We start from the raw sequence: 12,552 nt of genomic DNA on the forward strand, positions 1-12,552 counted from the left end.
TTGACGCCTTGTCTAAGTTGAAATGTTAGCTAGGCGAGTTTTAATTCACTAAAGAGCTCAAATAACTGGTTCGATTTATACGGCTTAGGTAAATAAGCATCCATGCCTGCCGCAAAACAGTTGTGGATGTCTTCTTCCAAAACACTCGCAGTGAGTGCGATAATCATCGTTTTTTCACGTCCTGCTTTCTTTTCCCAACGACGAATTTCTTTCGTCGCGGTCAGTCCATCCATCACGGGCATCATGCAGTCCATTAAAATTGCATCGAATTCTTCTCCCTTTGTGATGGCTTCTAACGCTTCTTGACCGTTGCTTGTTATCAAATAGTCATAACCTGCTTTATCCAGAAAGAAACTCGCTATTTTCTGGTTCATCAAGTTATCCTCCGCAATTAAGATCCTCCGATGAGAGCGCGACGCTCGATATTCAGAGCTGACAACATTATTGGTGACATTGTCACTTGATATAGTCTTTTCAACCTTAGCTAAATCATCAATGACATGCTTAAATCGATTGCCAAGGAAAGGTAATGTGAGTACGGCATGTACTTTTTCTGCATTTTCGTAGGGAGTGGATAAATGATGCTGGCAAATAATCACACGGCGAAGATCGTAATTAAATGATAGATTATCCAAGATTTCATCGGTATTAGCGTCGTTACTGTGGCACAGAAATATGACATCAAAGTCATCATTTATCGCTTGCACTTCATTCACATTATTAACACCAAAGAGATTGATTTTCGCTAAGCGACACTCTTTTAATACTTGGTCGGCGTAGTCGTAATTTGAGCAGATCAAAAGCCCTTTATTAATCACCTCCGAACGCCAGCCAAACACCGGAATTGCTTCAACCTCAATCGAGAATTCAAAGCATGTGCCCACTCCTTTTGTAGATGTTGCTACGAGCTTGCCCCCCATCATCGACACAAGCTGACAACAAATTGCCAAACCCAACCCTGTACCGCCAAATTGCCTCGACACTCCTTCATCTTCCTGAGTAAAGGGTTCAAAAATCGTGGTTAACTTATCTTGATCAATGCCTATTCCGGTATCTTCTACTTTAAACGTCAGCACTCCACGTTCTTTCTCAAGTAACTCCTCATAACTAACATCAACGCATACATGCCCACTTTCGGTAAACTTAACCGCATTCGATACCAGATTCGTAACTACCTGTTTGACACGATGATCATCGACCATCACGCGAATGGGGATATTTTCAGCTAAATTAATACCTAACTTTAGCTGTTTAGATGTTGCTTTGGATTGGAATAAAATCATCGACTGATACACGACTTCTCGGATATCCGCTTCTACTAGTGACAGCTCCAATCGTCCAGACTCGATTTTAGAGAGATCCAATATATCGTTAAGTAAAGTAAGCAGTGTTTGAGATGAGGAGTCAATGTCATCAACAACTTCTTGTTGATGCGAAGACAACTCACTTTGAGAGAGTATTTCTGTCATGCCCATGATCCCGTTAAGGGGCGTGCGTATTTCATGTGACATGTTGGCAAGAAACACAGATTTTGCACGATTAGCCGATACTGCTGACTCTTTTGCATGCAGTATTTCTTCAGTTTGTCTCTGCATTTCTTCAACCACTCGATTCACTTGCTGAGCAAAAATGGTCAGTTCATCACTTCCATCAACTTTGACTTTTGTTTGCTTCTCTTCGGAGTTGATCAACGCGTTTAAAGTATGGATGATCGCATCGAGTTTGCTGTTAACTCGGAACCAAGTACTAAATCCGAGCCAACAAAGCAGGATAACCACTAAGGCGACGCCAAAACTGATCATCGCTATATTGGCCTTTTGTTCATGAACCTGCGTGAGAAGCGACTGCTCAGTTTGTTTGGTGAACCCATCAATGAGCACTTGTAAGCGCTGCACACGAAAATCGAGTTCTTTTAAATACGCGGCGTAGTCACTTTGTGACATGTCTCCTGACATTAATTGTCCGCGAGACGCTAAGTTTCTCTGATATCTCGGCGAAGTAAACAAGCCAAGCAATTTATCCACTTGCTCGTATGACCCACCTAAGTTTAAAAACGCATCCAAATTTTGCTGCTGTCGGTCAATCGCCTGATAAAACATACTTTGACTTAGCCGACTCTCAGGGTCTTGGACTAAACGGTTCGTCAGCCAAGCTTCTTTCTGTGTCCAAAAAGAGAGCTGAGCAAGGTAGGCAATAAAATTTTGCATGCGAATGCCATCGTCACTGCCATACCATTGATGATTTTGCAACAAAGAGCGCGACATATTTTGGAGCTGTTGAAATGCCCAATCACCCAGGTCGTCCATCTCACTCAATCTACCTGACAATACCCCCAGCATGGCTTCTTTCAGTTCATCAGCATACTCAGCAGTATTAGGGTTACTCACAAACTTTTGATGCAAAGAAGAAATAACTTCACCTTGTTCTTCAATATTAATGGCTGCAGAGACTTGAAGATCAGGCTGTCGGCGTACTTTCTCTATGGAGTAAATAAAGTGGGAGGCCTTGGATATCAATTGGAAACCTTGAATATTGCTAACCGTTTGATTGAGACGGCTCACGCGCAACGCATTATCAGAAAACTGCTGAACTGCAAACACCACTATTACCACAGCGGGTAATAGTGCGAGGAGTGCTAAGCGTGTTTTTATTGATAATCTCAACATCCATCAGCCTAATGGTTGATTTCATCCGTTTATTTAATATTAGACTAGTTTCTTGCATTGAAAGGCATATACGACATTGTTACTTTCAAACAACATTCACCTACCTAGATTATGGTTATTGTGAGTGTTTTATCATCGGCTAATGAAGTGGCAATTGTGATTCAAGTCATATTTTTTGATCTTAAAGTTGGATGCAAACAATAAAGTTTCACTCACAACTAAGAGTCGCATCACTTTTCAGGAAATCATCTATTGTATGTTTACCTATTGAGTTGCCTTATCGAGTCAAATCACACAAAAATGCAAAATATCCATTTTTGTCAACAAAACTAATTTGAAAGCAAACGTTATCATCGCAAAAAAAGTAAGTTACTTTCTAAATGTCAATACGTGAAAACCACTGCTTTAGTCACATTAATCCACCACTAACGTCCCCTTAAGTAGTGTTTTACACTGGATTTAATTTTCCTAGCAGAATAAGGACTCCGACCTTAGAATCCGCACACATAACTATTACAACCCGATTACATAACCCACCACACTCTTGCACGCTGCCGAAGAGGCAACAGCAGAGAGTATGGTTAGCCCCCAAAACGTGAAAGGTCTAATACAACAATGAGTCCAGAGAAATATCTCCAAGACTGGCAAACTAGCCAAACGATTGCTGAATCTATTTCCCCTCTAATTGGTAAGCTATATCGTCAAAAAGGAATCGAAGTGGTTCTGTTTGGTAAAACGCTTATTAATGCTACTACTATAGACATTCTCAAAACTCATCGCGTTGCAAGACGTTATACCGGTAACCCACTTTCGCTTGAGCACACGATGCCTATTATTCAAGCGCTTTGTGAAATGAGCATTTCTTCATGCCGTGTCGATGTTGGCCAATTGGCAACTATGTACTGGAATGAACATGACGATACAAGCTCTCTAAACGATTTCCTTATCACTGCACTTGATGGTGCTCGCGACGCAGATTCTTCATTGAAAGCGCGTGATGTGGTTCTTTACGGGTTCGGTCGCATTGGTCGACTACTTACTCGCCTTCTCATTGAGAAAAGTGGTCCAGGTTACCCACTAAGACTACGTGCGATTGTGGTTCGTGGCGGTAAAAAAGGCGATTTGGAGAAGCGTGCTAGCTTGCTGCGTCGTGACTCAGTTCACGGTCAGTTCAACGGTAGTATTGTTATCGATGAAGAGCGTAAAGCACTGATCGTTAACGGCAACTACATCCAAATCATCTACGCAAATAACCCAAGCGAAGTGGATTACTCAGCTTTCGGTATCAATAACGCGCTAGTTGTTGATAACACAGGTGTTTGGCGTGATTCTGAAGGCCTGAGCCAACACTTAGCTTGTCAAGGCGCAGAGAAAGTACTGCTAACAGCACCAGGTAAAGGTGACATCAAAAACGTTGTATTCGGTGTAAATGAGTCGGTAATTAAAGAAGATGACACCATCATCTCTGCGGCAAGCTGTACAACAAATGCAATCACGCCAGTCCTTAAGGCTCTGAACGATAAATATGGTGTTCTTTCTGGCCATATTGAAACCGTGCACTCATACACAAACGACCAAAATTTGATTGACAACTTCCACTCTGGTGACCGTCGCGGACGTAGTGCTTCGCTAAACATGGTTCTGACTTCAACAGGTGCGGCAAAAGCAGTTGCTAAAGCATTGCCAGAGCTTGCAGGCAAGCTAACAGGCAACGCGATTCGCGTACCGACACCAAACGTTTCTATGGCAGTCGCTAATCTAAACTTAGGTGAAGACGTAGACCGTGATTCACTGAACGATTACTTGCGTGAAATGGCGTTGAACTCTGAGCTTTCGGCACAGATTGACTACACCGATTCAACAGAAATTGTATCAACTGACTTAGTTGGTTCTCGTCATGCAGGCGTCGTAGATGGTCAAGCGACTATCGCACAAGACAAGCGTTGTGTACTTTACATCTGGTACGACAACGAATTCGGTTACAGCTGCCAAGTTGTGCACTGTATGGAACAAATGATGGGTGTTCGTTACCAAACATTCCCTCGATAGGTGAACATTGCTCCACAACGTTAACCACACAGCGTAGCGGACAATATCTCATATTTGTTCTAAATAATAAGCGCCATGCGCATTACTAATATTTTTCCCCGTTTATACGCCTGATCACCCTCAGGCGTTTTTTCGTTTCATTCATTTGACACTCTCCGGACAAACTGAACGTCAGCATTCATGTTTTGTTCATGTTCACAGCATTAATCTGAGCACATAAATTACAGAGAGGTCATGATTATGAATCGGATTATTGTAACTGCACTAGCACTGATTACCGGCTTTTTTACGTTAGTATTTAGCTTGATCATTGCGATTCCGTTGACCATCGCAGCATTAATTACCGGTAAACGTATTGAAAAGCGCGTCAAGAAAATGCAGAGAGAAATGCACGAAGAGTATGAGTTTAATACAGGTAAAGCAGATGCGATTGAAGGTGAATTTGAAGAGGTTCGCCGGTAAGTAAATAAGATTTAGATGAGTTTCTCTCCCCCGACCGCTCCTGAGAAACTTCTTGCTTTCACCCTGTCCTTAAAATGGCAGGGTGCTTTTTTGAAAAGCAGCCACACGGGCTGCTTTTAGTATTTCTGTCTTGCGAGCTTGTCTATACCGTTACGACCACTCTAAGAGCCAGCAGCATGAGTACTACCCCTGACAAACGATCAATCAACACTGCCTTAGAGCGAATTCTGTCAACGACTTTAGAGCTCGATAGCACTAGGGTAATAAAGGTGTACCAAAGCCCATCCACAACAAACGGCGTGGCAACAATGATCATCTGATTACTCAAATCATTACCGAGCGCGACAAACTGACTGAATAATGCGATAAAAAACAAAGCAATTTTGGGACTTAAAATCGAGATAAAAAAGCCTTCTCGCGCAGACTGGATTACCGTTGTTTCCTCACCTGACTCCAACTTCGCAGCCACACCACCTTTTGAACGCAAAGCATTAAACCCTAAATACGCAAGATATGCCGCACCCACAAGGCTAATCGTCTTGAACAGCATCGGGCTTTGCTGCAAAACAACAGCGAGCCCAATCAAGGTAATAAACGCATATATACCAATGCCAAACGCATGAGCCCAAGCCGTAGCTAATCCATTGATACGTCCACCAGCCAACGAGTGCTTAGCGACAATAGCTAAACTGGGACCTGGTGACATAGCCCCTAATAAACACACGGTAAAAAGTGATAACCAAACTGTTAGTGTCATAAGAATCTCCCCTCTTTGAAGCTCACTCTATCAACGGAAGAGGTATAATTAGAAATCAAAGTTATTCATACTAATCATGACTTCAAGTCATGGCTAAACGGTGTACGTATTAGCGAATGGAATATTCAGAGATTTGCATTACTGAGCGAATCTCTTCTCGCACCCATTTATGCGCAGGATCCGTGTCGTATTTGGGGTGCCACATTAACCAATATTGATGAATAGGTGTTTCGAGTGGTAATGCTTTATGGGTTAAGTCCCAATGCTTAGCGAGGTTAACGGCAATATGTTCAGGAGCCACCATCAGGTGCTCACTTGCAACTAAGCGATTGATCGCAGCAGAGAAGAATGGAACCTTAAAGGTAACGTGGCGGGTGTGCCCTAGCTCTTTCAATGCTAAATCAGTGTAGGAATCTTTGTCTCCGCCGCCAGTCACTTTGATGTGTGAATATGAAATCAAGTCTTCAATACTGATCTGGTCCTGCTTTGCTAACGGATGAGAAGATTTCATCAAACAAACTGATGAATCCTCACCAATTTTAACGCTCGACACACTCTGTGGTTTTTCTGGATACATAGAAGACGCGATATGGATGCCCGTCTCATGAAGTTTATCAAGAAAGTTGGGTTGCCACAGTCGGTACGCCATATCTAACTGTGGCGCTTGTTCACCCAAGTGAGAGGCAATATCGGGCAATACGTATTGCGCCACGTAGTCACTAGAAGCAATAACAAGCTCACCTTGCCACTGCCGCGGCTCAAAAGGTTGGTCATCGAGTAAATGGTCAAACTCAGCCAGTAATGCATCAAGCTTTGATTTTAACGCTATTGCTCGTGGCGTTGGTATCAGTTGATTACCTTGACGAATAAGCAGTGGGTCACCACACAGATCGCGCAATTGTGCAAGCTGTCGACTGACGGCAGACTGCGTAATGTGCAAACGGTCTGCGGTCCGGCTGACATGACACTCCTCTAAAAGTACATGCAAGGATCTAAGTAGATTCAAATTAATGTTGTTTAACATATTCGCTCAGAAGGGTTTTCAACATGGCATCCATTCATGGTCACTTCACAAACAGGTTCCCAGTCGTGTTAAAGAATTCAGCTAAGACGGTATGAGTCATCAGGTTTCGAAGCTCTGGATATCGTTGAATTTGATCTCTGATTTCGTTCAAGCGAGCCATCGTAGGCACTTCGACAAAAACCATCATGTCCGTCTCACCGCTGATCGCATGACACCATTTTACGCCATCAATTTTGTATAACTCGTCCGCGTATGATTCGCAATAATACGTAGAGGTTGATTTATCGAACTTTAAGGCAAAATAGGCGCAAATCGAATCCCCACCCGAAGGTGCAATTTCAGCGTGATACCCTAGAATCACTTTGTCATGCTCTAGCTTACGAATACGGGCCGTTACCGCAGAACGAGAAAGGTTTACTTTATCCGCAATTTCAGTCACCGACAGCCGAGCGTTGTGCCTGAGCAGATCCACAATCTTATGATCAAACTTGTCCATACCGTTACCAAGCTTTCCTTATTTTTCTCATTCTATACCGATTCTAACTGCATAAGAAACCAACATTTTGTTGGAATTATTTAAAACAACCGTCATATTGACGGTTTAGTAAATCATTTTGTTATTAACATTTTGGATATGCTATTTGGCGGGCATGAGATGAGTGCTGTTATCCATTTCAACAGAAAATAGATAACACATTGAAATCAAATTCCCAACTTAAGTACTCAGCACATAAATAGCATCGCTTAAACACATAAAACGAAATAACCAGAAGCCACAAGCTTTTTCGTAATAAGCCTCATAACATTGGATGAATCAATTCGCATGGAAGAGCTCAAAAAAGACATTTCACTCACATCAGGTATCGCACAGTTATCCACCACATTAATGGGAACTGGGCTGTTTATGATCCCGGCTATCGCAGCAGGTATAGCTGGCCATTTTTCACTATGGGCTTGGATTTTATTGTTCATCGCGATTTGTCCTATTGCGCTGACTTTTGCTCAACTGGGTAAACGATACCCCAACGCGGGCGGAACAGCCTTTTTTGTACGCAAAGCCTTTAACGCCAAGCTGGAAAGTAGTGTCGCTTGGCTATTTGTTAGTGTCATTCCGGTAGGGGTTCCGGCCGCGATTGCACTCGCCGCAGGCTTTCTACAACAAATATTGCCAGAGCCTATTAGCAACAATCTGTTTGCACAAGTTCTCACGGTAGTACTTCTTGTGTTCGTCAACTTGATGGGCACAAAATCATCAGGTCATTTACAAACTCTTATTGCTTTGAGTGTCTTCGCACTTGTTGGCGCATTTTTATGGAAAGGCGACGTTAATAGCGCCGATCTTGTGATGCCCGCCATCACACAAGAGTCAATTTGGCCTATTACCGCAGCGTTAGGCGTGATGTTCTGGTGTTTTGTTGGCATAGAGGCTTTTGCCCATATGGGGGAAGAGTTCAAAAACCCTCAAAGAGATTTCCCTATTGCCATTGTGGTCGGTTGTTTTGTAGCAGGGGCTACCTATTGGGCATGCTCTGTCGTTATTTTAAAATTTGGCGCGTATGGCAACGCTCAATTTGATAACGCATCCATCCCCTGGCTTAGTGCCCAACTACTAGGCGATGGAGCCAAATGGATAATCAGCTTGATAGGTTTCTCCGCTTGTTTCGCGAGCGTTAACTTATACACACAGAGCCTAGCGCGAATGGTCTGGGCTCAAGCTCGGGAACATCGTCCTTCTAGTCCACTAGCCAAGATTTCGCGTCGTGGTGTCCCTTTCTCAGCCACCATATTAGTTGGCGGTATATTATTGATATCTTGTGTGATAGGAACCCTATCACAGCTCGATCTGGAGTTTTTCCTAAAACTCGCAAACAGTGTATTCGTTCTGGTTTACATGTTGGCGATGTTAGCCGCTTTTAAATTGCTTCGAGGATTTGGTAAAACACTTGCGGGACTGTCCCTACTGCTTTGTACCGGTGTTTTTATATGTTTAGGCTGGTCAATGTTTTATGCACTTGGCATTTTTACTCTACTTTTACTGCCTTGGAAACAGTGGCGACATAAGCGACAAACACGTGTAGTTGAATAGTCATCGCTTCCCATTTCGAAATATGTGAGCTAAACGTTGGATACCAGCGTCTATGTTCTCTAACGCGATATTGCCGTAACCAAGCACGGCACCATGCCAGTGACGTGCTTGAAAATCTGGGTATTCATAATAGCTCAAAGGTCGCAAGATGATCCCTTCATGCTCTGCTAGTTTCGTAAAACGCTGCTCATCCATACCGTCTTGCCATTTCAACGTAATATGAAGCCCCGCCGCTTGGCTAACGACGCAAACACGGTCGCCAAAATGCTGTTGAATGGATAAATGCATCTGTTCATGCTTAGTTTTGTACAGTCGACGCATTTTTCGAATATGACGTAATAACCCACCTTCAGTAATAAAATCTGCCAATGCTTCTTGTGTATGCGTCGGCGAATCACCACTTAACGCATCCTTAACCACCAAACATTGCTCTACTAAACGTTCAGGAGCTACAAGGTAGCCAAGCCGCAATCCGTTAAACATCACTTTACTGAAGGAACCCACATACAACACACGCTCATCTCGACCCATTTGAGCCGCTAGCCCCTGTAAGCTGGTATAGGGACGATGAGCAAACTGGAATTCGCTGTCATAATCGTCTTCGATGATCCAACGTGACTGTTCGACTGCCCAGTTGATGATCTTCCCTCTTTGCTCAGTATTGAGTGTGGTGCCCATCGGATATTGATTGCTTGGGGTGATATACAGGGCATCGGCATCGCTTGTGGTCACCGCTTCCACATCAAAACCTAATGTCTCTCTTACGAACAAAGGCTCAAATTGATAGTTTTGGAACTGAATCAACTTCCGCATTTGCGCGTAACCTGGTTGCTCCATCAGAACCTTATCACCTTGTTTGAGCACTACCATCGTCGCAATCGACAACGCTTGCTGCGCCCCAGAGGTAATAATAATGCGCTCTGGAGAACAATTCACTGAACGGCTTGATGCGAGGTAGTCAGCTAAAGCACAGCGCAATGCCCAACTACCCTGAATATCTTGATTCCCCAACAAGCAAGTACGAGACATATGGCGAGTGAGTAACTTTTGCCATTGCGCCATCGGAAATGCGTCCAAATCCGGCACACCCGGTGCAAATGCGCGGTTGATATCAAAGTGAGCTTTCGGTGATGAGTCTCTCTGAACTGAACTAGGTTCAGGCAAGTACTGCTCTGGCAGTTCTACGGCAACATAAAAGCCAGAACCTTTTTGGCTGTTCAAGTACCCTTCCGCCACTAACTGTTCGTAGGCAGAAATCACGGTATTCCTACTTAGATTAAGCTCTTGTGAAAGCTTCCGCGTAGAAGGCAGCTTCCCATTCTTCACCCACAGTCCTTGAACAATTTTCTTGCGAATAGCCAAAAACAACGCTTGCTGACGCGTTCCTTCACTGTCTTTTAAATGTAGGTCACCGATATCAATCAAAGACAAACTGGATCCATCCATTAGTTAAAACTGGCTCTCTTTAAGCTACCAGTTAAACGCTACATTGCAATCAAAGAATGAGGATAAATCGCTCGTAATCGTGAGCAAGCAAGGAGAGAAAATGCTATCCAACACCAATAGAACGGAAATTAAGAAAGGCGCACATAAAGCCGTCTCTGATGTTAGCAAACTGCACGCCATCATAGATGAAAGCCTAATCGCTCATATTGCGATAACCAACGAGTCAGGCCCTGTGGTCATCCCTATGCTGGCATGGCGTGTCGATGATTACGTGTATATCCATGGTGCCAACAACAGTCGACTGTTACGCTCACTCAAACAAGGAGTGCAAACGTGCTTAACCTTTACTTTGTTTGATGGTTGGGTATTGGCTCGAAGTGCGTTTCACCACAGTGCGCATTATCGCAGTGCTGTGGTCTTTGGCCAGTTTGAGGTGGTGGAAGATAACCAAGAGAAAGACAGGTTGCTGAATCACTTTATTGAACAGATCGCTCCGGGGAGAACAGAACAAATCCGTTTGAGTAATGAAAAAGAACTCAAAGCCACCATGCTGCTGCGTATTCCACTCACAGAAGCATCAGTGAAAATCAGCAATTTTGGCGTCAACGACGATGCGGAAGACATGGACATCCCTGTTTGGGCAGGTGTCCTACCCTACCGAACCGTCGTAGGTCCACTGCAAGCTTGTGACGATTTGTATGAAGGTATCGCAGAGCCAGACTACCGCAGTGCCTACTCTAACCGTTGGCAGGAATAAGCACCGTAAAACGTGCGCCGCCTAAGTGACTCTCGCCGACAGAAAGCTCCCACCCCAGTTGCCGCGCTGCACTGGTAGCGATGGCAAGCCCTAAACCAAAGCCTTTCATGTCGGCGTTGCGGCTTTTGTCTAAGCGCGAAAATGGCATAAATACTTCTTCTCGCATCGCCTCAGGGATGCCCGGACCATCGTCCTCAATATCGATGCTCCAGCAATCCGCTACCGTTCGAATCGTCACCTCAACGCAGGACTCACCATAACGCTTGGCGTTTTGCAGTAAATTATCGAGGACAAGGTTACCCAAAGTAGGCTGAAAGTGAATCAATTGGTTCGCGAGTTTATTTTCTGCTCTCAACATGGCGGACTCTAAGCCTAGGTAATTCATGCGGCTTTTACACCAAAGTGGCAGTTCCATGGTTTCAACAGAATCGATCCATGAGTGGTTTTTCACACTCAAGCGAGACAGCATGACAATGTCGGATGTTAAATCCGTCACGACATCAACGTATCGTTCAATATCGTCATGTAACTCTGCCTGCATTTCACCACTCGTGCGTCGAGCTAAATCCGTCGCTAGCTGAATACGACTCAGCGGAGTGCGCACTTCATGAGGAATAGCTTGAGTAAAGATGTGTGTTTGGCGCACTCGTCTCTCAATCTCTTCAGACATGCAGTTGAAGCCTTGGGCGAGCTCTTTCACGGGTTGCGAAAATTGCTTTAGCTCGACTCGCGTATTCAACTCACCAGAACCAAATTGTTGTTGCGCAGCCGTTAGTTGCCGAATTTGGCGGTCAAGACGTCGTACAGGTATGTAAACCATAATGCCTAAACTGCATACAACAACCAAAAGTAGAGTAAGTATAAATACAATCTCAGAATCTTCATTCCAATCAACGTGTGGGCTAAAGAAATCCGTTTTTTCTTTGAAAACTAAACTCTTCGAAGTGTTAGGCAAAGGGAATACCGCAGCATAGGTACTGCCATCAATAAGATAAACAGGTATCCCTTGCATACGGTACAGCAGATTACAATCTCGACAAGGCGGTGATCCGTCCCAGTTTTCAACCAATGTTAAATCAAAGATAAAGAAATCTTGCTTGCCGTTTTCGGTTAACTTCTTGTAGAGAGAATCCGGAGTGCCTCGTTGCTCAATGTATTGATCGACAAAATAAGCACCGTCACTCAAAAAAACACCGACTTCTGTTTTGCGCATGTACTCTTCCCCCATAAAGAGAAACAAAGCAACAGTCAGCGCAAGGCCAGTTACTAACCCCACATATAGACGAGTAAACAGGGAAAACATGC

Annotated in this window: 10 protein-coding genes; 4 read left to right on the forward strand and 6 right to left on the reverse strand. The window is 43.9% G+C overall.

The genetic code is table 11. The annotated features are described in order from the left end of the window. Positions 1 to 29 precede the first annotated feature (29 nt). On the reverse strand, positions 30 to 2,666 hold the full coding sequence (locus R7040_RS20765) for an ATP-binding protein (RefSeq protein ID WP_053349268.1): 2,637 nt from the start codon (positions 2,664 to 2,666) through the stop codon (positions 30 to 32). Positions 2,667 to 3,281: 615 nt separating this feature from the next. On the opposite strand from R7040_RS20765, the gene R7040_RS20770 reads away from it, so the two are divergent. Further along, positions 3,282 to 4,715 carry a glyceraldehyde-3-phosphate dehydrogenase gene (locus tag R7040_RS20770; protein ID WP_005373606.1) on the forward strand — a complete coding sequence of 478 codons (1,434 nt, stop codon included), beginning with the start codon at positions 3,282 to 3,284 and terminating at the stop codon, positions 4,713 to 4,715. A gap of 240 nt (positions 4,716 to 4,955) precedes the next feature. Beyond that, complete coding sequence (locus tag R7040_RS20775; protein ID WP_005373607.1) at positions 4,956 to 5,177, forward strand: hypothetical protein; 222 nt, start codon at positions 4,956 to 4,958, stop codon at positions 5,175 to 5,177. A gap of 142 nt (positions 5,178 to 5,319) precedes the next feature. Here the strand turns inward: R7040_RS20775 and R7040_RS20780 are convergent, their stop codons facing one another. From R7040_RS20780 to R7040_RS20790, 3 genes are all read right to left on the reverse strand, one after another. Beyond that, positions 5,320 to 5,934, reverse strand: coding sequence for a LysE family translocator (locus tag R7040_RS20780; protein ID WP_005373611.1), 615 nt, complete (start codon positions 5,932 to 5,934; stop codon positions 5,320 to 5,322). A 109-nt stretch (positions 5,935 to 6,043) separates the two neighbouring features. Beyond that, entirely contained in the window at positions 6,044 to 6,958 is a 915-nt protein-coding gene (locus R7040_RS20785; RefSeq protein ID WP_017819875.1) for a LysR family transcriptional regulator, read from the reverse strand. 40 nt (positions 6,959 to 6,998) lie between these two features. Then, positions 6,999 to 7,454: an Lrp/AsnC family transcriptional regulator gene (locus R7040_RS20790; protein ID WP_005373615.1), complete on the reverse strand. Its 456-nt coding sequence runs from the start codon at positions 7,452 to 7,454 to the stop codon at positions 6,999 to 7,001. 327 nt (positions 7,455 to 7,781) lie between these two features. Here R7040_RS20790 and yjeH point away from each other — a divergent pair, with 327 nt between their 5' ends. Next, a complete protein-coding gene (gene yjeH, locus R7040_RS20795) occupies positions 7,782 to 9,044 on the forward strand; it encodes an L-methionine/branched-chain amino acid transporter (protein WP_017635168.1) in 1,263 nt (420 codons plus the stop codon). Here yjeH and R7040_RS20800 read toward each other — a convergent pair whose 3' ends face one another. Next, complete coding sequence (locus R7040_RS20800; protein ID WP_213915846.1) at positions 9,045 to 10,490, reverse strand: PLP-dependent aminotransferase family protein; 1,446 nt, start codon at positions 10,488 to 10,490, stop codon at positions 9,045 to 9,047. Positions 10,491 to 10,590: 100 nt separating this feature from the next. Between R7040_RS20800 and R7040_RS20805 the strand changes: the two genes are divergently transcribed. Next, positions 10,591 to 11,247, forward strand: coding sequence for a pyridoxamine 5'-phosphate oxidase family protein (locus tag R7040_RS20805; protein WP_064354862.1), 657 nt, complete (start codon positions 10,591 to 10,593; stop codon positions 11,245 to 11,247). On the opposite strand, the gene R7040_RS20810 is transcribed toward R7040_RS20805, so the two are convergent. Next, positions 11,228 to 12,550: an ATP-binding protein gene (locus tag R7040_RS20810; RefSeq protein ID WP_005373622.1), complete on the reverse strand. Its 1,323-nt coding sequence runs from the start codon at positions 12,548 to 12,550 to the stop codon at positions 11,228 to 11,230. The two genes, R7040_RS20805 and R7040_RS20810, sit on opposite strands and share 20 nt — an antisense overlap. Between the last annotated feature and the right edge of the window lie 2 nt (positions 12,551 to 12,552).

It is taken from the genome of Vibrio sp. 1069 (genome assembly GCF_033340555.1).